This is a genomic window from Mesorhizobium sp. 131-3-5 (genome assembly GCF_016756575.1).
GTDB lineage: Bacteria > Pseudomonadota > Alphaproteobacteria > Rhizobiales > Rhizobiaceae > Mesorhizobium > Mesorhizobium jarvisii.
The window spans coordinates 4,249,887-4,267,949 of record NZ_AP023254.1; the positions used below are offsets into that span (position 1 = coordinate 4,249,887).

The 18,063-nt window shown below is 62.4% G+C and carries 19 protein-coding genes; 18 read left to right on the plus strand and 1 reads right to left on the minus strand.

What is annotated here, in order from left to right; genetic code table 11:
- Window positions 1-89 precede the first annotated feature (89 nt).
- The 5 genes from JG747_RS20675 to tsf all read left to right on the plus strand — a co-directional run bounded on the left by JG747_RS20675 (window position 90) and on the right by tsf (window position 3,834).
- Window positions 90-920, plus strand: coding sequence for a cell envelope integrity EipB family protein (locus tag JG747_RS20675; RefSeq protein ID WP_038646882.1), 831 nt, complete (start codon window positions 90-92; stop codon window positions 918-920).
- A 36-nt stretch (window positions 921-956) separates the two neighbouring features.
- Entirely contained in the window at window positions 957-1,235 is a 279-nt protein-coding gene (locus tag JG747_RS20680; RefSeq protein WP_202359917.1) for a DUF4031 domain-containing protein, read from the plus strand.
- The gene (locus JG747_RS20685) at window positions 1,232-1,843 is read left to right on the plus strand and encodes a LysE family translocator (protein WP_019858209.1); all 612 of its coding nucleotides are present in this window, start codon (window positions 1,232-1,234) and stop codon (window positions 1,841-1,843) included. Before JG747_RS20680 ends, JG747_RS20685 begins: the two co-directional genes overlap by 4 nt.
- Before the next feature lie 177 nt (window positions 1,844-2,020).
- A complete protein-coding gene (rpsB, locus tag JG747_RS20690) occupies window positions 2,021-2,803 on the plus strand; it encodes a 30S ribosomal protein S2 (RefSeq protein ID WP_064985515.1) in 783 nt (260 codons plus the stop codon).
- A 110-nt stretch (window positions 2,804-2,913) separates the two neighbouring features.
- Window positions 2,914-3,834: a translation elongation factor Ts gene (gene tsf / locus JG747_RS20695; RefSeq protein ID WP_202359918.1), complete on the plus strand. Its 921-nt coding sequence runs from the start codon at window positions 2,914-2,916 to the stop codon at window positions 3,832-3,834.
- A gap of 13 nt (window positions 3,835-3,847) precedes the next feature.
- Here tsf and JG747_RS20700 read toward each other — a convergent pair whose 3' ends face one another.
- Window positions 3,848-4,783, minus strand: coding sequence for a LysR family transcriptional regulator (locus tag JG747_RS20700; protein WP_202359919.1), 936 nt, complete (start codon window positions 4,781-4,783; stop codon window positions 3,848-3,850).
- A 130-nt stretch (window positions 4,784-4,913) separates the two neighbouring features.
- Between JG747_RS20700 and JG747_RS20705 the strand changes: the two genes are divergently transcribed.
- From JG747_RS20705 to lpxB, 13 genes are all read left to right on the plus strand, one after another.
- Window positions 4,914-5,456, plus strand: coding sequence for a nuclear transport factor 2 family protein (locus JG747_RS20705; RefSeq protein ID WP_202359920.1), 543 nt, complete (start codon window positions 4,914-4,916; stop codon window positions 5,454-5,456).
- Window positions 5,457-5,493: 37 nt separating this feature from the next.
- Window positions 5,494-6,603 carry an aldo/keto reductase gene (locus JG747_RS20710; RefSeq protein WP_202359921.1) on the plus strand — a complete coding sequence of 370 codons (1,110 nt, stop codon included), beginning with the start codon at window positions 5,494-5,496 and terminating at the stop codon, window positions 6,601-6,603.
- Between the two features lie 161 nt (window positions 6,604-6,764).
- Entirely contained in the window at window positions 6,765-7,487 is a 723-nt protein-coding gene (gene pyrH / locus JG747_RS20715) for a UMP kinase (protein WP_038646872.1), read from the plus strand.
- Window positions 7,488-7,596: 109 nt separating this feature from the next.
- Window positions 7,597-8,151 (plus strand): ribosome recycling factor, encoded by a 555-nt coding sequence (frr, locus tag JG747_RS20720; protein ID WP_010909550.1) that lies wholly within the window; start codon window positions 7,597-7,599, stop codon window positions 8,149-8,151.
- 32 nt (window positions 8,152-8,183) lie between these two features.
- Window positions 8,184-8,918, plus strand: coding sequence for an isoprenyl transferase (locus tag JG747_RS20725; protein ID WP_019858199.1), 735 nt, complete (start codon window positions 8,184-8,186; stop codon window positions 8,916-8,918).
- The gene (locus JG747_RS20730) at window positions 8,915-9,730 is read left to right on the plus strand and encodes a phosphatidate cytidylyltransferase (RefSeq protein ID WP_202359922.1); all 816 of its coding nucleotides are present in this window, start codon (window positions 8,915-8,917) and stop codon (window positions 9,728-9,730) included. The genes JG747_RS20725 and JG747_RS20730 overlap by 4 nt, the downstream gene beginning before the upstream one ends.
- Before the next feature lie 95 nt (window positions 9,731-9,825).
- Window positions 9,826-10,968: an RIP metalloprotease RseP gene (gene rseP / locus JG747_RS20735; RefSeq protein WP_202359923.1), complete on the plus strand. Its 1,143-nt coding sequence runs from the start codon at window positions 9,826-9,828 to the stop codon at window positions 10,966-10,968.
- Window positions 10,969-11,185: 217 nt separating this feature from the next.
- A complete protein-coding gene (bamA, locus tag JG747_RS20740) occupies window positions 11,186-13,564 on the plus strand; it encodes an outer membrane protein assembly factor BamA (protein WP_202359924.1) in 2,379 nt (792 codons plus the stop codon).
- Between the two features lie 75 nt (window positions 13,565-13,639).
- Window positions 13,640-14,695, plus strand: coding sequence for a UDP-3-O-(3-hydroxymyristoyl)glucosamine N-acyltransferase (gene lpxD, locus JG747_RS20745; protein ID WP_019858194.1), 1,056 nt, complete (start codon window positions 13,640-13,642; stop codon window positions 14,693-14,695).
- On the plus strand, window positions 14,688-15,155 hold the full coding sequence (gene fabZ, locus JG747_RS20750) for a 3-hydroxyacyl-ACP dehydratase FabZ (protein ID WP_020628878.1): 468 nt from the start codon (window positions 14,688-14,690) through the stop codon (window positions 15,153-15,155). Before lpxD ends, fabZ begins: the two co-directional genes overlap by 8 nt.
- 13 nt (window positions 15,156-15,168) lie before the next feature.
- Window positions 15,169-16,002, plus strand: a complete 834-nt coding sequence (lpxA, locus tag JG747_RS20755; protein WP_202359925.1) for an acyl-ACP--UDP-N-acetylglucosamine O-acyltransferase — start codon at window positions 15,169-15,171, stop codon at window positions 16,000-16,002.
- Complete coding sequence (locus tag JG747_RS20760; protein WP_064985505.1) at window positions 15,974-16,888, plus strand: LpxI family protein; 915 nt, start codon at window positions 15,974-15,976, stop codon at window positions 16,886-16,888. The genes lpxA and JG747_RS20760 overlap by 29 nt, the downstream gene beginning before the upstream one ends.
- The gene (gene lpxB / locus JG747_RS20765; protein ID WP_202359926.1) at window positions 16,881-18,053 is read left to right on the plus strand and encodes a lipid-A-disaccharide synthase; all 1,173 of its coding nucleotides are present in this window, start codon (window positions 16,881-16,883) and stop codon (window positions 18,051-18,053) included. Before JG747_RS20760 ends, lpxB begins: the two co-directional genes overlap by 8 nt.
- Window positions 18,054-18,063: the final 10 nt, after the last annotated feature.

The following is an 18,063-nucleotide window of genomic DNA, read 5'->3' on the forward strand; positions in this document are numbered from 1 at the left end:
TATTTTTGCCTCGCTTCCGCCACGACTTTTTTTAAGCTGGACCATCTTTCCCTGCGGCCTGCCATCAGCCGCGACGATCGGAGTACCTCATGCGCGCAGCGCGCCTCGCATTCCACGCCGTTCTGTTATCGGCGGTGTTCCCGATAGTCCCCGCCTTCGCCGTACCGGCGCTGCAGGCGCATCGCGCCGTGTATGACCTTACCCTCAAAAAGGCCTCCGACCGCTCCGGCATAACAGGTATATCCGGTCGCATGGTCTACGAATTCAACGGTTCGGCGTGCGAAGGTTATACGGTGAAATTTCGCTTCGTCACCCAGATCGTTACCGCCGAGGGCACGAAGCTGACGGACCAGCAGACGACGACTTTCGAAGATGCCGAAGGCAAGACTTTTTCCTTCGTGACCAAATCCTTTGTCGACCAGAACCTCGACAAGGAGGTCAAGGGCATCGCCACGAAAGACGCCAAGGGCCTCAAGGTCGATATCGACAAGCCCGAGAAGAACAGCCTGGAACTCGCCGCCACCCAGTTTCCGACCCAGCATCTGGTCGAACTGATCGGCAAGGCCGAGAAAGGCGAGAATTTCTACCAGACGAACCTGTTCGACGGCTCGGAGGACGCCAATAAGGTGATGGCGACCACTGTTGTCGTCGGCAAGAAGACCGAAGCCGACAAGGTCGATCCGGAGGCTCCGGCGCTGGCCAAACTCGCCACCGACAAGTACTGGCCGGTCGACATCGCCTATTTCGACGACAGCGCCCAGAACGGCGAGGAAGTGCCGGAATACCGGATCAGCTTCAAGCTGCACGAGAACGGCATCACCCGCGATCTCACCATGGACTATGGCGACTTCTCGATGACCGGCAAGCTGGTCAATCTTTCGCTGTTCGACCAGACAAAGCCTTGCGCGGTATCGAAGTAGCAGAGTTGCGCAATTGAGCTGGCCGCGGCGGGCTTGATGGCGGTCTACGTCGATGCGGCGATCTGGAAGTGGGCCGGCCATCGCTGGTGCCACCTGATGGCCGACGACACCAACGAGCTGCATCGCTTCGCCGCCGCGCTTGGCGTCAAGCGTTCGTCCTACCAGGGACCGCCCAAGACATCGGCCCCGCATTATGACATAACCGGCTTCGAGCGCGACCGCGCGGTGCGGCTCGGCGCCATCGAATGCAGCCGCGAGGAGATCGTCGCGATCTTCCGGCGCGTGCGGGTGCCCAATGGAAAGGCCCGGTCATGACACCAACAGCATTTCTGGCCTATTGCGCCGCTGTCACACTTGCTGCGGCCACGCCGGGGCCAGCGATGTTCACGGTCATCACCAATGGTGTGTCGCGCGGTTTCCTCCGTGCCTTCATGGCCGGCGTCGGGGTCGCCGCCGGCGACGCCGTGCTGGTCACCCTGGCGCTGCTCGGGCTGGTGGCGCTGGCGCAAACCTTCGAATGGATCTTTCTCCTGCTGAAATATGCCGGCGCCGCCTATCTGATCTTTCTCGGCATCAGGATGTGGCGCGCCTCGGCCTCGCAATCGAATGAGCCGCGGACGGCCGAGGCGAGATTGTCCCGGTCCTTTTTCCTTGGCGCGTCCATTGCGCTGGGCAACCCCAAGGCGATCCTGTTCCACGCCTCGATCATGCCGCTGATCCTCAATCTCGACACGCTGACCCTTGTCGATGGCCTTCTGGTGGTGGCCACCGTCATCAGCGTCAACATCCTGACCATGGGGGTCTATGCAGCGCTTGCGGGCCGGGCTTCGGGCTGGTTCAGGACACCGAAGCGCATGCGGCTGATGAACCGGTTTGCCGGCAGCGCCATGATCGGCACCGGCGCGCTGATTGCCGCACGCTGAGCGGGAAAACGCTACCCCGCTTGCGTTTGTCGCGCTTCCCCTCTATATGCGCGCTCATTCCACACACGGACTTTGGTGTCTGCCCGGGAGAAATCCGGCTGAAACCTCCGGTGGCGTTCGAGGACAAAGTCCAAAAATGCCTGTGTCCGTGGAGGCTAACCGGAAAGGAAAATAAGAATGGCTCTGCCTGATTTCAGCATGCGCCAGCTTTTGGAAGCTGGCATTCACTTCGGCCACCAGACCCATCGCTGGAACCCGAAGATGGCGCCCTACATCTACGGCGCTCGCAACAACATCCACATCATCGACCTCTCGCAGACGGTGCCTTTGCTGCACCAGGCGCTGAAGCAGGTTTCCGACACCGTCGCCAAGGGCGGCCGCGTGCTGTTCGTCGGCACCAAGCGCCAGGCGTCCGACATCGTCGCCGATGCGGCGCAGCGTTCGGCCCAGTACTATGTCAATTCGCGTTGGCTCGGCGGCATGCTGACCAACTGGAAGACGATCTCGAATTCGATCCAGCGCCTGCGCAAGCTCGACGAGATGCTGGCCGGCGAGGCCCAGGGCCTCACCAAGAAGGAGCGCCTGAACCTCGACCGCGAGCGCGAAAAGCTCGACAAGGCGCTGGGCGGCATCAAGGACATGGGCTCGACGCCCGACCTGATGTTCGTGATCGACACCAACAAGGAAGCGATCGCCATCCTGGAGGCCAAGCGTCTCGGCATCCCGGTCGTCGCCATCATCGATTCGAACTGCGATCCGGACAAGATCGACTTCCCGATCCCTGGCAATGACGACGCAGCGCGCGCCATCCAGCTCTATTGCGACCTGATCGCCAAGGCTGCGATCGACGGCATCGCCCGTCAGCAGGGCGCGCTCGGCGTCGACATCGGCGCTTCGATCGAAGCCCCGGTCGAGCCGGCGCTCGATCCGGCTCCGTCGACCGAGACCCCGCAGGCGTAAAACGGCGAGGGCCGGTTCCGGCCTTCATCTTTCTAATATTTTGGCACGCTAAACGGACGCATCATCGAGTACCGGTGGTGCGTCGGTGCATTTAAAACAAAGAGGCGACAATGAGCATTTCGGCTGCACAGGTCAAAGAACTCCGCGACTTGACCGGCGCGGGCATGATGGACTGCAAGGCGGCGTTGAACGAGACGAACGGCAACATGGAAGAAGCCGTCGACTGGCTGCGCAAGAAGGGCATCTCCAAGGCTGACAAGAAGGCCGGCCGCACCGCGGCCGAAGGCCTGATCGGCGTCGATGCCGGCGTGCGCGAAGCTGCCATTGTTGAGGTCAACTCCGAGACTGACTTTGTGGCCCGCAACGAGCAGTTTCAGGAGCTCGTCCGCAACATCGCCAAGGTGGCGCTCGCCTACGGCACGACCGAGGCGGTGGCTGCCGCCAAGTATCCCGGCTCGGACAAGACTGTCACCGAGGTGATCAAGGACGCTGTGGGCACCATCGGTGAGAATATCAGCTTCCGCCGCTCGGCGAAGCTCACGGTGCCGCATGGTGCCGTGGCGACCTATGTCCATAATTCGGTTGCCGACAACCTCGGCAAGCTCGGCGTGCTGGTCGCGATCGAGACCACGGGCAATGAACATGCCGCCAACGCCTTTGCCCGCCAGGTCGCCATGCATGTCGCCGCCACCAACCCGATGGCGTTGACGGCGGAGCAGATCGATCCGGCAGCGGTAGAGCGTGAGAAGGCGATCTTCTCCGATCAGGCGCGCCAGTCCGGCAAGCCGGAAGCGATCATCGAAAAGATGGTCGAGGGCCGCCTGCGCAAGTTCTACGAGGAAGTCGTGCTCCTGAAGCAGGCCTTCGTGCTCAATCCCGACATCACCGTCGAGAAGGCGCTGAAGGATGCCGAGAAGGAAATCGGCGCGCCGGCCAAGATCACCGCCTATCTGCGCTTCGCGCTCGGCGAAGGCATCGAGAAGGAAGCGACTGATTTCGCGGCGGAAGTCGCCGCGGCGGTCAAGAAGTAAACTTCCCACCGCTTTATTCCGAAAGCGTTTTTCGGCCGGATGTCCGCAGGGATGTCCGGCCGATTTCTTGTGCGGTGTCGATAAAGGCCCGCAGTTTCGGCGCCATCGCCGCCCGGCGCGGGAAGTAGAGGAAAAGGCCAGGTTCCTCGATTGCCGATTGCGGCAGAACCTGCACCAGGCGGCCGGCTACAAGATCGGCGCGCGCCAGCGGCTCGAACATATAGGCAAGGCCCACTCCGGCAAGCGCCAGGTCAATCGCGGCGAGCGAATCCGTGACGATGGCCGTACCGCCGGCCTCCATGACGACATCCTTGCCGTCTTCGGTCAGATCCCAGCGATAGAGGGCGCCGGAGCGGACGAGCCGGTAGCCGATGCAATTGTGGTTGGCGAGATCGGCCACGCTGCGCGGACGGCCGTGGCGTCCGATATAGGCAGGAGAGGCGACGATGATGGTTCTGAACGGAGGCGTGAGCCGCACGGCCACCATGTCCTGCGCGATCATCTCGCCCAGCCGGATGCCAGCGTCAAAACCTTCGCCTACGATGTCGACCAGTCCCTGATCGGCGAAAATCTCCACCGTAACGTCCGGATAGCGCTCGGCCATCGCCGCGACCACAGGCGTCACCGCCAATGGAATCGCGATGGTGGAGGCGTTGATCCTGAGCAGGCCGGACGGCCTGCCCTTGACGCTGCGGATTCGATCGATCCGCTCGCCGATATCCTGAAGGGCAGGGGCCGCGGTCTCCACCAGCGCCTTGCCGGCCTCAGTCAGCGAAACACTGCGCGTCGTGCGCGCGAACAAGGGCTGGCCGATACGCTCCTCGACCAGCCGTACGGCGTGACTGACCGCCGACGGGCTCATGCCGAGTTCGGCCGCCGCGAGCGCGAAGCCGCCACGCCGGGCAACGGCAACGATCACAGGCAGATGTATGAGGAGATCGCGATCCATTCATGAGCAATATCGCATGGTCTTTGCGAACAATGCAATCTTATCGATGCCTCCGCCGGGGTCCACATTGTCGCCAACGCACCGGCGCCCACACATTGGCAATTGGCTGGTTGCATCAAGGAGAAGAGACATGAATGCGTTGAAGCACGTGACGTTCGCGGCAGGCATGGCGCTGGCGCCGATCGATGCCGGCGGGGCGGAACCCTCCGGCTGGCAGGCACTTGCGGACGAACGCGCGGTCATCCGGATCGCCGACGCCATCGACCGCGCCGTCGACGCGCAGGACTGGAAACTGGCGCGCAGTTATTTCGCGGATCGGGTTACCGCCGATTTCAGCAGCCTGTCCGGGCAGCAGGCGGCCAACATCGCCTCCGACGACCTGATCGGCGCCTGGGCCGGCAACCTCAAGGGCGGCAAGACAAGCCTGCATCTGCGCACAAATCATCAGGTCGTTCTCGAGGCGAACACGGCGACGGTCCGCTCGAACGGCTATGCCTGGAACCGGATGGAGGGCAATGGCGACCCGCTTTGGGAAGTCTGGGGCACCTATGAGCATCACCTGACGCGCTCCACCGCCGGCTGGAAGGTCGACGGCTTCGCGTTCCACATGACGCATGAGCGCGGCAACGTTTGGGTCAAGGCAACGCCGGGCAATGACACGGCGGGCCAGTGACACCGCGGCATTCACCAGCAAGCATTGGAAGACGATCATGACCATGACCTATTACACGCTCGGCAACAGCGGCCTCAGGGTCAGCCGGCTCGCTCTGGGCACGATGACTTTCGGCAAGGAATGGGGGTGGGGAGCCGACAGGAACACAGCCCGGGCGATGTTCGACGCCTATGTCGAGGCGGGCGGCAATTTCTTCGACACGGCGGACCTCTACACCGGCGGCACGGCCGAAGCCTGGCTTGGGGAATTCATCGCCGAGCAGGGCTTGCGTGACACCGCGGTGATCGCCAGCAAGTTCACCATGAACATGCAGCCGGGCAATCCGAATGCCGGCGGCAACGGCCGCAAGAACATCATGCGGGCGGTCGATGCCTCGCTGAACCGGCTGGGCACCGACTATATCGATCTCTATCTCATGCATGTGTGGGACAGGCTGACGCCGGCCGAAGAGGTCATGCGTACGCTGGATGACCTGGTGCGGATGGGCAAGGTGCGCCATGTCGGCCTGTCCGATGTGCCGGCCTGGTATGCGGGGCGCGCGCAGGCGATCGCCGAACTGCGCGGGTATGAGCCGGTTTCGGCCCTGCAACTCGAATACTCCCTGGCCGAACGCGCGATCGAGAACGAGTTCGTGCCTTTCGGCACGCGCCATGGCGCCGGCATCATGGTCTGGAGCCCGCTGGCCAGCGGGCTGCTCAGCGGCAAGTATCGGCCGGCCCAGGCCGGAAATGTGGGCCGGCTCGACGGGTTCCGCAATTCGACGCATCCGGGCTTCCAGAAATTCACGGAGCGCAACTGGGCCATCGTGACCGAACTCGAGAAGGTTGCATCCGAGCTCGGCCGCAGCATGCCACAGGTCGCGCTCAACTGGGTGGCGACGCAGCCGGGGATCGCAACAGTCATCCTCGGTGCGACCACGCTGGCCCAGATACAGGACAATCTTGGCGCGCTGGACTTCGAGATTCCGGCAGCGCTTCGCGACCGGCTGGATTCGGTCAGCAGAACGCCGACGCCGTTCCCCTATTCCTATTTTGGGCCGCAGATACAGGCGCGCGTCACAGGCGGCGCTGCGACCGGCGACAAGCCCTCCGGCTACGCATTGCCGGTGCTTGTCGAGGGCGAGCCAGCCAGCGTGTCCGCCGGCTGATCGATCCGGCAGGCTGCCACCAATTTGCCGGTCGGGCGCCGCGTGACATCGCGGCGCCCTTCGTGTATCGGAACTCGGCATCGTGCCAATGTTCGGGGCGCGACGCCTGCGCGAGGGCGGCCAGCCCAGGCGTGACCACATACAAAAATGACGAGGACCAGATGACGGTGAAGCCCCTCTACCGACGTGTCTTGCTGAAAGCGTCGGGCGAAGCGTTGATGGGCGAACAGCATTTCGGCATCGATGTCTCCGTCGTGGATCGCATCGCCGCCGACATCGCCGAGGCCCGCGCTCTGGGCATCGAGGTCGGCGTCGTCATCGGCGGCGGCAATATCTTTCGCGGCGTGGCCGTCGCCTCCAAGGGCGGGGACCGGGTCACCGGCGACCACATGGGCATGCTTGCCACGGTCATCAATTCGCTGGCGTTGCGCACCTCGCTGAACAAGATCGGCGTCGACGCCGTGGTGCTGTCCGCGATCGCCATGCCGGAGTTGTGCGAAAGCTTTTCACAGCGCCAGGCCACCGCCTACATGAACCAGGGCAAGGTGGTGATCTTTGCCGGCGGCACCGGCAATCCGTTCTTCACCACTGATTCGGCGGCGGCACTGCGCGCGGCCGAAATCGGCGCCGATGCGTTGTTCAAGGGCACGCAGGTCGACGGCGTCTATTCTGCCGACCCGAAAAAGGATCCGAAAGCGACGCGTTTCGAGCGCATCAGCCATGCCGAAGTCATAAATCGAGGCCTTTCCATCATGGATACGGCTGCGATTGCACTTGCGCGCGAAAACAACATTCCGATAATCGTCTATTCGATCCACGAAAAAGGTGGTTTCGGCGATATTCTGAGGGGCGGCGGCCGCTGCACGGTCGTCGCGGACGATTGATCCCGGGCCTGATCCCGACAAAGGGGAAACCGGCTTTTCGAAAATCAGGCTCGAACGGGGCCTTGCCCCGAAGCAGTGAACCCGCAGCAGACGGGTCGAGGAGACTAGGATGAGTGGTGAGTACGACGATCTCAAGCGGCGCATGGATGGGGCAATCGCCGCGTTCAAGCATGACCTGGCTTCGCTACGGACCGGCCGCGCCTCCAGCAATCTGCTCGATGCCATCCAGGTGCAAGCCTACGGCACCACCATGCCGATCAACCAGGTCGCCAACGTCACGGTGCCGGAGCCGCGCATGATCTCGGTGTCGATCTGGGACAAGTCGATGGTCGGCGCCGTCGATCGCGCCATCCGCGAATCCAACCTGGGTTTCAACCCCATCGTCGACGGCACCAATCTGAGGATTCCGCTGCCGGAGCTCAACGAGCAGCGCCGCAAGGAACTGGTCAAGATCTCGCACGGCTATGCCGAGAATGCCCGTGTCGCCGCGCGCCATGTGCGCCGCGACGGCATGGACTTCCTGAAGAAGGCCGAGAAGGACGGCGTTATCAGCGAGGATGATCAGCGTAAACGTTCGGATCAGGTCCAGAAGCTTACAGACGAAACGATCAGCACCATCGATCATCTGCTTTCCGACAAGGAAGCTGAAATCATGCAGGTTTAGGGTTGGCGGCCGGCTGACCCGAAAGCGAGATCATGACAACGCCCGCGCACGTCGCGATCATCATGGATGGAAATGGACGCTGGGCCAAGGCGCGCGGCATGCCTCGGCTCGCCGGTCATCGCGCAGGCGTCGAGGCACTGCGCAAGACGGTGCGTGCGGCGCCCGATCTCGGCATCTCGTTCCTGACCGTCTATGCGTTCTCGTCGGAGAACTGGTCGCGGCCGAAGGCCGAGGTCAGCGACCTGATGGGGCTATTGAAGCTGTTCATCCGCCGTGATCTCGCCGAACTGCACCAGAGCGGCGTACGGGTCAGGATCATCGGAGACAGGGCAGGGCTGCAGGCCGACATCCGAGGGTTGCTCGAAGAGGCCGAATCGCTCACCGCCCGTAACGAGTCCCTGACGCTGGTGATCGCCTTCAACTATGGCGGGCGCGACGAGATCGTTCGCACGGCGCGCAAGCTTGCCTCGGCCGCGGCGCGCGGCGAAATCGACGCCGAATCGATCACCGCAGAGAGCTTTGCCGGCTGTCTCGACACCCAAGGCATTCCCGATCCGGAACTGGTCATACGCACCAGCGGCGAGCTTCGCCTGTCCAACTTCCTCTTGTGGCAGGCCGCCTACAGCGAACTCGTCTTCCTGCCTTGCTATTGGCCTGACTTCAGCCGCGAACACCTTGCCGAGGCGTTGCGCGAATTTGCCGGCCGCGAGCGCCGTTTCGGCGGATTGGGCCCGCAAGACGTCGCTTCGCGACCGGCCGCGGGATGAGCAACCTTCAGCTCCGCGTCATTTCAGCGGTCGTGCTTGCCGTCATCGCCCTTGGCCTGACCTGGCTTGGCGGCCTGCCATTCCGACTGCTGTGCGCGGCCATGTCGGCGATGATCTTCTACGAGTGGACACGCATGTCGCGGCCCGCCGCGGCCAATGGGCTAGGCTTCCTGCCCGAGGCGCTGGTCGTCGTTTTCATCGGCGCCTTGATTGTCGGGCTTGCCGCACCGTGGCTGCTGCTGCTTGTCGTGATTCTGATCGCCGTTACGGCGATTGCCGCCCTGGTTCGCAAGGCCGGGCAGTGGGAGGCAAGCGGTCTTGCCTATGCCAGCGTGTCCGGCCTGTCGCTTGGGTTGTTGCGCGATGGCGACCATCCGGGCCTCGTCGCCATCCTGTTCCTGTTCGCGGTGGTCTGGGCGACCGACATTTTTGCCTATTTCGTCGGGCGCGCCGTCGGTGGTCCCAAACTGGCGCCGTCGATTTCGCCCGGCAAGACGCGCAGCGGCGCGGTCGGCGGCGCTGTCGGTGGCGTTGTCGCCGGGGTCATGCTGGCAGCAGTCGCCGGTGCCGGCAACCTGGCGCTGCTTGGCTTCGTGGCGCTTGTGCTTTCGATTATCGCCCAGGCTGGAGACCTGTTCGAATCCTGGGTCAAACGGCGGCATGGCCGCAAGGATTCGGGCGTGCTCATTCCAGGCCATGGCGGCGTCATGGACCGTGTCGACGGGCTTGTCGCGGCGGCTCTTGCTCTATACGTCATTGGCTGGATTTCGGCGGGCGCCGATCATCCGGCGCAGGGGCTGTTTCCGATTTGAACGGTGTCGTTTCACGATCTGGTGCGGGCGTGCCTTGGATTCGCCTGGATTGATGTCACAGTCACCGCGACAGCGGAAGAATTTGAGGGCATGAGTTGAACGGGATTCTTCACGCGTTTTTCAGCACCGAAGGCTTTTTTCTCGGCACGCTCGTGCCGTTTCTCTTCGTGCTGACCGTGGTGGTGTTCGTCCACGAGATGGGCCACTACCTCGTCGGCCGCTGGTGCGGCATCGGGGTCAAGGCCTTCTCGATCGGCTTCGGTCCCGAACTCATCGGCTTCAACGACCGGCATGGCACGCGCTGGAAGCTTTGCGCCATTCCACTTGGCGGCTATGTCAAATTTGTCGGCGACATGAACGCCACCTCCAGCCAGCCCACCTCGGAAGATCTCGAAACGCTGACCGACGAGGAGCGCAAGGTTGCCTTCCACACACAGGCCATCTGGAAGCGAGCGGCGACCGTGGTGGCCGGGCCCCTGTTCAATTTCCTGCTGGCGATCGTCGTCTTTTCCGTGCTGTTTGCCTCCTATGGGCGTTATGTCGCAGAGCCCATGGTGGCGGAAGTCACAGCGGACAGTCCGGCGGCAAAGGCCGGCATCCAGCCTGGCGATCGATTCGTCAGTGTTGACGGCAGCAAGGTCGAAACCTTTGGCGATGTGCAGCGGCTGGTCTCGGGCCGCGCCGGCGATACCATCACCTTTGTCATGCTGCGCGACGGCAAGGAAGTCACGGTGACCGCGACGCCGCAGTTGATGGAGCAGCAAGACGCGCTCGGCAACAAGGTCAAGGTCGCGGTGATCGGCGTCGTCAACAACAAGGAACTCGGTCAGCCGCGTCTCATCACCTACACACCGGTCGGGGCGGTTGCGGCGGCAGTTGAGGAAACAGGCCACGTCATCGAGCGCACCGGCCAGTTCTTGCAGCGTTTCGCCGTCGGGCGCGAGGACAAGTGCCAGTTGGGCGGTCCCGTCAAGATCGCGGACATGGCCGGCAAGGCGGCGAAACTCGGTTTCGAATGGCTCGTGCAGCTCGTCGCACTGCTCTCTATTGGCATAGGTTTTCTAAACCTTTTGCCGATTCCCCCCCTCGACGGCGGCCATCTGTTGTTCTACGGGGTGGAGGCCGTCATTCGCCGGCCGGTGTCGGAACGGATGATGGAAATGGCCTATCGGGCCGGTCTGCTCCTGGTCTTGTGCTTCATGGGTTTCGTGTTCTGGAACGATCTGTTTGGATGCTGAAATCATGAAGAAATTTGGCTTTGGCATGGTCGATGTTGAGACGCCGTTTACCATGCGCGGGGATATGAGTGACGCGAAAGCCACGCACCAGGGTTAAGTAAATACAAATTAACCAGAAGCCTTGCGTGTAGGGAAAATCCGGTTAATACGGTAGGGGAAATTACCGCACGTCCGGTTTTCTCGCCGTGGGGACTACGAGAAAAGGTTATTAAGCCCGATGAAGGCAGCATCCAAGTTTCTGAGCGCCGCGTCAGCGGCGGCACTGTCCGCCGCTCTGGTCGTGCCAGGTGCGCTCGCAGTACAATTCGTTGCCACATCGGCGGCTGAAGCCGCTGTCGTCAGCAGGGTGGAGGTGAGCGGCAACCAGCGTGTCGACGCCGATACCATCCGCAATTACATCACCATCAAGCCGGGCAAGGCCTTCTCCAGTTCCGATGTGGATGCGGCCGTCAAGGCGCTGTTCGGCACTGGCCTGTTCTCGGACGTCCAGATCAATCAGGTCGGCTCGACGCTGGTGGTCAAGGTTGCCGAGTACAAGGTCGTCAACCAGGTGTTGTTCCAGGGCAACAAGAAGCTCAAGGACAATGCGCTTGAGGCGGCGGTTCAGCTGAAGCCGCGCGGCACATTCTCGCAAGCGACGCTCGATTCCGACGTCGAGGCCGTGAAGGCCGCCTACAGGCGCATCGGCCGCGATGATGCCGGCGTGACCACGCAGATCATGGAACTCGGCGACAACCGCGTGAACGTGGTGTTCCACATCACCGAAGGCGACCGCACGCAGATCGCGGCGATCAATTTCGTCGGCAACAGTGCCTATTCGAGCCGTCGTTTGTCGGACGTGATCAACACCAAACGCTCATCCTGGGTGTCGTTCATCCTGCGCGACGACGTCTATGACGAGGACAAGCTGCGCGCCGACCAGGAGCTGCTGCGCCGCTTCTACTACAATCACGGCTACGCCGATTTCCAGGTCGTGTCGGCCGTCGGCGAACTCGACAATGCGACGAACAAATACACGGTCACCATCACCGTCCAGGAAGGCGAACGCTATAATTTCGGCGATATCAGCGTCGAAAGCACGATCCCGGAAGTCGACTCCAAGTCGCTGGAATCGGTGGTCGAGACCCACAAGGGCGATGTCTACAACGCCAAGGATGTCGAGGACTCCATCATCGCTCTCACCGAGAAGGTGGCCGGTTCAGGCTATGCCTTCGCGCAGGTGACGCCGCGCGGCGACCGCAATTTCGAGAACCATACGATTTCGGTGGTCTATACGGTCGACCAGGGTACCAAGGCCTATATCGAGCGCATCGAGATCCGCGGCAACGACCGTACGCGTGACTATGTCATCCGTCGCGAATTCGATGTCAGCGAAGGCGATGCGTTCAACCAGGTGCTCATCCAACGCGCGAAGAAGCGCCTGGAAGACCTGAATTATTTTGACAAAGTCGAAATCTCGAGTGTGCCCGGCTCGCAGCCCGATCAGGTGGTGCTTGTGGTCGACGTGGTCGAGAAATCGACGGGTGAATTCTCCGTTGGCGCCGGCTATTCGACCGGCGGTGACACGGCAGGCCCGTCCGTCGAAGGCTCGATCACCGAGCGCAACTTCCTCGGCCGAGGCCAGTTCATCAAGCTGTCGGCGGGCGGCGGCAAAAATTCACGCGACTACGCCGTATCGTTCACCGAGCCGTATTTCCTCGGTCGACGCATCGCCGCCGGCTTCGACATCTACAAGTCGACGAGGCAGTACAACAGCAACTACGACAGCGATACCACGGGTGCGACGGTGCGCTTCGGGCTGCCGATCACCAACAGCATCACGACACAACTGGCGTACAATATCTCTCAGGAGAAGTATAAGGTCGACGACAGTTGCAGTCCCACGGATGCCATACCGCAAGGTAACTGCAACATTTCCGCAGCCATCCTGGATGCGATAGAACACCAAAGTCCGTGGATCAAGTCGTCGGTCAGCCTGGGGTTGGTCTACAACACCATCGACGACATGAAGAACCCGCATGAGGGTATCTACGCCAACACGACGGTGGAAGTTGCCGGTCTAGGTGGTGATGCTAAGTTCGTGAAGGTCACTGGGCGGGGCAGCATCTACCAGACGCTGTCGGAACAGCTTGATCTGGTAGGGCTGATTTCAGGTGGCGCTGGTCACGTCCAAGGTTATGGTAGTGACGGCGACCTGCGCGTGTTCGATCACTTCCAGAGCACCGACCGCATGATCCGCGGCTTTGCTTACGGTGGTATCGGTCCGGTCGCTTCCGGTACAAGCGGTGACCATCTCGGGGGTACGACCTACTTCAACGCGTCGGCCGAAGCGCAGTTCCCGTTGCCGGTTGTTCCGGAGAGCTTCGGCCTGCGTGGCGCGGTGTTCGCAGATGCGGCGACGCTATATGGCAGCAAGCTTTCCAGTGGGCTGGTCAATCCAGATTCTACCGGCATGAAATTGCGCGCCTCGGTCGGTCTCGGCCTGATGTGGGCTTCGCCGTTCGGTCCGATCCGTATCGACTATGCGATCCCGGTCAGGAAGGAAGCGAGCGACGACGTGCAGGAATTCAACTTCGGCATATCGACCCGCTTCTGATCGGCGGCAAACGATGTTCCTGGATTTTTTGGATCCGGGAGAAATGTTCCGACCTAGCTGGATATAGCTTCTGGAATGACCGATCCGGTGTTCTTCGCGCCATCACGCCGGTATACGGCGGCCGAAGTCGCGAATCTGACCGGCTCGGTGCTAGTCGATTCCGGCCAATCCGACGTTTCGATCGAGGCACTGGCGCCGGCCCACGAGGGCGGTGCCAATGCGCTCGTCTTCGTCGACGGCAGGCGTAATTCCGCGCTGATGCCGTCATTGCGGGCAGCCGCGGTGCTGTGTCCGGCGGAATTCGCCAACAAGGCGCCGTCCAGCGTCGCCGTTTTGGTCCATCCGCGTCCGCAACAGGCATTCGCCCTGGTCGGCCGACTGCTGTTTCCGACAGCTGCCACGCCGGGTCCAATGACCAGTGAGACCGGTATTTCACCGCATGCCCATATCGATCCGACCGCGCATATCGAAGCCGGCGCCATTATCGAGGCAGGTGTGGTCATCGGGCCAGGCGTCTCGATCGGCAAGGGCACCGTCATCGCGCCAAACGCGGTTATTGGACAATCCTGCCAGATCGGCCGTGACGGCTATGTCGGCCCGGGCGCCAGCATCCAGTATGCGCTGATCGGCAATCGGGTCATCATCCACGGCGGCGCCAGGATCGGCCAGGACGGCTTCGGCTTTGTCGGCGGTGCCAAGGGTCCAGAACGCGTTCCCCAGATCGGACGGGTCGTCATCCAGGACGATGTCGAGATCGGTTCCAATTCCACCGTCGATCGCGGCGCCATGTCCGATACGATCATCGGTCAGGGCACCAAGATCGACAATCTCGTGCAGATCGCCCATAACGTCCGCATCGGCCGCAATTGCATAGTGGCCGGGCTTTCAGGTATTTCCGGTTCCGTGGTCGTGGGTGACAACGTTACGATGGGCGGCGGCGTCGGGCTCGCGGATCACTTGACCATCGGCTCAGGAGCCAAGCTTGCCGCCAGAAGTGGATTTATGAGCAATGTTCCCGCCGGCGAGATCTGGGGCGGTTATCCGGCACAGCCGATGGCGGAAGCCATGCGGGAGATAGCCATGTTGCGCACGATGGCCAGGGCACGCAAGCAGGGCAAGGACAATGGCTGATATGGTGGCGGCGACGACGCTGGAAGCGGTCGACATACTGGGGCTGATGAAGCTCCTGCCGCACCGCTATCCCTTCCTGATGATCGACCGCATCGTCGACATCGATGGCGACGATTCCGCCGTCGGCATCAAGAACGTCACCATCAACGAGCCGCATTTTCAGGGGCATTTCCCGGAGCAGCCGGTGATGCCGGGCGTGCTGATCGTCGAGGCCATGGCGCAGACGGCAGGCGCCATCTGCATCCGCAGCCTTGGGGCGTCGAAGCCGTCGCTGGTCTATTTCCTGACCATCGACAATGCCAAATTCCGCAAACCGGTCGTTCCCGGCGACCAGTTGAAGATTCACGTCAAGAAAATCAAGAAGCGCGGCAACCTGCTCAAATTCGCCTGCGAAGCCCTGGTCGATGGCACCAAGGCGGCCGAGGCCGAGATTTCAGCCATGATGGTCACCGGCGACTGACGATCGAGTGCTTATGAAAATCAAGACTTCAATCCATCCTTCCTCCGTCGTGGAAGAGGGCGCTCAAATCGGTCAGGGTGTGCGCATAGGGCCGTTCTGCCATATCAGCGCCGATGCCGTGATCGGCGATGGTGTCGAACTGGTCAGCCATGTCTCCGTCATGGGCGCGACCACCATCGGCGCCTCGACCAAGGTCTATCCGATGGCGACATTGGGCGCACCGCCGCAGAACACCAAACACAAGGGCGGCCGCACGACGCTGGTCATCGGCGCCAACTGCACCATCCGGGAAGGCGTCACGATGCATGTCGGGACCGACACCAGCCGCGGCGAAACGACAGTGGGCGACAATGGCAATTTCCTTGCCTACGCCCACATTGCCCATGATTGCGTTGTCGGCAAGAACGCCACCTTCGCCAATGGCGCGACGCTGGGCGGCCACTGCGAGATTGGCGACAACGTCTATATAGGCGGCCTCAGTGCCGTTCATCAATTCGTGCGTGTCGGCGACAATGCCTTTCTTGGCGGGTGCTCGGCCTTCGTTGGTGACGTCATTCCCTATGCCATTGCCGTCGGCAACCGCGCCAGCTTGCGCGGTTTGAACATCATCGGCCTCAAGCGCGCCGGTCTGCCGCGTTCCGAAATCTATCTGTTGCGCAAAGCCTACAGGACGATTTTCGACCGCTCTCGCACCGTTGGCGAGAACATCGAATTCGCCAAGGCCGAGTTCGCCTCTTCGCCGACCGCCATGAAGATCGTCGACTTCATCAGCAGTCGCGGCAAGCGGCACTATGCAGTGCCATCGCTAAAAGGCAGCGATGGCGACGATACCGACGATGAAGACTGAGGCCGCTTCCGCCGGTCTTGATCTCCCGCCAGACGCCAGGGTCGGCATCATCGCAGGCGGCGGCAGTCTTCCGGTCGAAGTCGCGGCGGGCTCGGCCGGGCAAGGTTATCCGCCCTTCATCGTCCTCATGGAGGGCGAAGCCGACCGTCTGCCGGAATTGTGCCGGTACGAGCATGAGACCCTTGCGCTGGAGGCGATCGGCTCGCTTATTCCTTTGCTCAAACGCCACCGGATTACCCATCTGGTGCTTGCCGGCGAGATCAAGCGCCGGCCAAGGCTGACGCATCTGCGCCCAAGCCTTAGCCTGCTGGCGGTGATACCAATTGTCGTCATGGCGCTGGCGCGTGGCGACGATGGCCTGTTGAAGGTGGTGGCGCGCGGTCTCGAGGCCCGAGGGATAAAGGTCATGGGCGCCCACGAAATCGTGCCGAGCCTGGTCGCCGCCGAAGGGGTCTTGACCAAAGCGGTGCCGCAGAAATCGGATTGGCGCGACATCGAGGCAGGCTTTGCCGCGGCGAAGGCCATTGGGGCGCTGGATATCGGCCAGGCGGCGATCGCGGTCGGCGGCCGGGCCATTGCGCTCGAGGGCATCGAGGGTACGGCCGGATTGCTCGACCGCGCCAAACTGCTGCGTGGCCACGGCCGCATCGCCGGCAAGACCCGCGGTGTCCTGGTCAAATGTGCCAAGCCTGGCCAGGAACTGCGCGCGGACCTTCCATCCATCGGGCCGCAGACGGTCGAAGCGGCACATGCGGCCGGGCTTGCCGGCATTGCCGTCGAAGCGGGGCGCTCACTGATCCTCGAAGGCCCCGCAACCCTGTCGCGCGCCAATGAACTTGGTCTGTTCATCGTCGGCCTGGCCGCAGCGGAGCCTGCACATGGCTGACAGGGCGTTGAAGATCGCGATCGTCGCCGGCGAGGAATCGGGTGACCTGCTCGGCGCCGACATCGTGCGTTCGCTCCGTCAGATAACAGGTCGCGAGGTGCGGCTCGTCGGCCTCGGCGGCCGGCATCTCGGCGAATTGGGCCTGGTGTCGCCCTTCGATGCCGGTGAGATCGCGCTGATGGGTTTCAGCGCCGTCCTGCGCGACCTGCCGCGCCTCATCAGGCGGATCGGCCAACTGGCCAAAACCATCGCCGAAGAAAAGCCGGACTGCCTGGTCACCATCGACAGTCCGGACTTTTCCTTGCGCGTCGCCAGGAAGGTGCGGGCAGCCAATCCGTCGATACCGATCATCCATTATGTCTGCCCGAGCGTCTGGGCCTGGCGGCCGGGCAGGGCGGTGGCGATGAAGCCCTATGTCGACCATATCCTCTGCATCCTGCCGTTCGAGGTGAAGGAACTCGACCGGCTGGGCGGCCCGCCGGGCACCTATGTCGGGCATCGCCTGACGCATGATGCGGGCGTGCTTGCCGCCCAGAAGGCGCAGGCCTTGCCGCGCGATCTTGCCCAGGACCGGATCAAGACATTGCTCGTCCTGCCGGGCTCGCGGCGCGGCGAGGTACGGCGACTGATCGAACCATTCGGCGACACCGTGTCGATGCTGCGCGCGCGCGGGCAGCGGCTGCGACTGCTGCTGCCGACGGTTCCGCATGTCGCCGATCTCGTCAAATCCTCGGTCAATCGTTGGGACGAAAAACCCGAAATCATCGTTGATCCGCAACGCAAATGGCAGGCTTTCGGCAAGGCCGATGCCGCGCTGATCGCATCGGGGACCGTGTCGCTGGAACTGGCTTTGGCTGGTGTGCCGATGGTGTCGTCCTACAGGCTCGATCCGGTCGCCCGTGCCGTTGCGCCGTATCTTGTTTCGGTCTGGTCGGCGCTGCTGCCCAATCTCATCTCGGATCGCGCGCTCATCCCAGAGTTCTACAACGAGTACGTCAAGCCGAACAATCTGGCTCGCCAACTGGAAGCGTTGTTTGCCGACAGCGGCATGCGCGCCTGGCAGAAGGACGGCTTTGCGGAGATTGCGCGGCGCATGGCGACAGACAAGCCGTCGGGTGAGATCGCGGCGGGCGTTGTGCTGCGCCATATAAAAAAGGCGCCCTGAGAGGCGCCTT

Excerpts from the sequence above, each read along its gene's own strand:
- JG747_RS20675 (WP_038646882.1), top strand. The coding sequence starts at position 90 with ATGCGCGCAGCGCGCCTCGCATTCCACGCCGTTCTGTTATCGGCGGTG.
- JG747_RS20680 (WP_202359917.1), top strand. The coding sequence starts at position 957 with ATGGCGGTCTACGTCGATGCGGCGATCTGGAAGTGGGCCGGCCATCGC.
- JG747_RS20685 (WP_019858209.1), top strand. The coding sequence starts at position 1,232 with ATGACACCAACAGCATTTCTGGCCTATTGCGCCGCTGTCACACTTGCT.
- rpsB (WP_064985515.1), top strand. The coding sequence starts at position 2,021 with ATGGCTCTGCCTGATTTCAGCATGCGCCAGCTTTTGGAAGCTGGCATT.
- tsf (WP_202359918.1), top strand. The coding sequence starts at position 2,914 with ATGAGCATTTCGGCTGCACAGGTCAAAGAACTCCGCGACTTGACCGGC.
- JG747_RS20700 (WP_202359919.1), bottom strand. The coding sequence starts at position 4,783 with ATGGATCGCGATCTCCTCATACATCTGCCTGTGATCGTTGCCGTTGCC.
- JG747_RS20705 (WP_202359920.1), top strand. The coding sequence starts at position 4,914 with ATGAATGCGTTGAAGCACGTGACGTTCGCGGCAGGCATGGCGCTGGCG.
- JG747_RS20710 (WP_202359921.1), top strand. The coding sequence starts at position 5,494 with ATGACCATGACCTATTACACGCTCGGCAACAGCGGCCTCAGGGTCAGC.
- pyrH (WP_038646872.1), top strand. The coding sequence starts at position 6,765 with ATGACGGTGAAGCCCCTCTACCGACGTGTCTTGCTGAAAGCGTCGGGC.
- frr (WP_010909550.1), top strand. The coding sequence starts at position 7,597 with ATGAGTGGTGAGTACGACGATCTCAAGCGGCGCATGGATGGGGCAATC.
- JG747_RS20725 (WP_019858199.1), top strand. The coding sequence starts at position 8,184 with ATGACAACGCCCGCGCACGTCGCGATCATCATGGATGGAAATGGACGC.
- JG747_RS20730 (WP_202359922.1), top strand. The coding sequence starts at position 8,915 with ATGAGCAACCTTCAGCTCCGCGTCATTTCAGCGGTCGTGCTTGCCGTC.
- bamA (WP_202359924.1), top strand. The coding sequence starts at position 11,186 with ATGAAGGCAGCATCCAAGTTTCTGAGCGCCGCGTCAGCGGCGGCACTG.
- lpxD (WP_019858194.1), top strand. The coding sequence starts at position 13,640 with ATGACCGATCCGGTGTTCTTCGCGCCATCACGCCGGTATACGGCGGCC.
- fabZ (WP_020628878.1), top strand. The coding sequence starts at position 14,688 with ATGGCTGATATGGTGGCGGCGACGACGCTGGAAGCGGTCGACATACTG.
- lpxA (WP_202359925.1), top strand. The coding sequence starts at position 15,169 with ATGAAAATCAAGACTTCAATCCATCCTTCCTCCGTCGTGGAAGAGGGC.
- JG747_RS20760 (WP_064985505.1), top strand. The coding sequence starts at position 15,974 with ATGGCGACGATACCGACGATGAAGACTGAGGCCGCTTCCGCCGGTCTT.
- lpxB (WP_202359926.1), top strand. The coding sequence starts at position 16,881 with ATGGCTGACAGGGCGTTGAAGATCGCGATCGTCGCCGGCGAGGAATCG.